The following is a 590-nucleotide window of genomic DNA, read 5'->3' as shown; positions in this document are numbered from 1 at the left end:
CTTTCCTGATCTCACGGGCAATCATGACGATTATTATCCCGAGCCACTACGCGGTGTGATTAATGAATGGAATGATTACATTTATCCAAACGTGAATAATGGGGTGTACCGTTGCGGTTTTGCTACTTCGCAAGAAGCGTATGAAGAGGCTTTTGAATCATTGTTTTCGGCCTTAGATAAAATTGATGCTCATTTGGCGACCCATCGCTATCTAGCAGGCAATAAAATTACGGAAGCCGATTGGCGTTTGTTCACCACGTTAGTGCGTTTTGATGCAGTGTACGTTGGGCACTTCAAGTGTAATAAACAACGCATTGCCGATTACGTCAATATTCAGGGTTATCTGAAAGAGTTGTATCAGATTGATGGTATCGCCGATACCACCGATTTCTATCATATTAAGCGCCATTATTACTTCAGTCACACAGGGATTAATCCAACGCAAGTGGTGCCTAAAGGGCCTGATTTAGACTTTAGTTCTCCTCACCAAAGAGAAATGATCGGTTAGTTTGTAACGGTTCATCCAATACAAAGCCCTTAACGACGAACTGCGTTGTTAAGGGCTTTTATTCACGCTAAGTACTGGGAGA

1 protein-coding gene is annotated in these 590 nt (G+C 42.5%); it reads left to right on the top strand.

The window, feature by feature from the left end:
* Positions 1 to 508 (top strand): glutathione S-transferase C-terminal domain-containing protein (locus tag R8O11_RS29580; protein WP_318195173.1); only part of this gene is annotated, 508 nt, incomplete at its 5' end.
* Between the last annotated feature and the right edge of the window lie 82 nt (positions 509 to 590).

Source organism: Vibrio sp. 1288, assembly GCF_033344475.1.
This window is presented reverse-complemented; position numbering and strand designations above follow the sequence as displayed.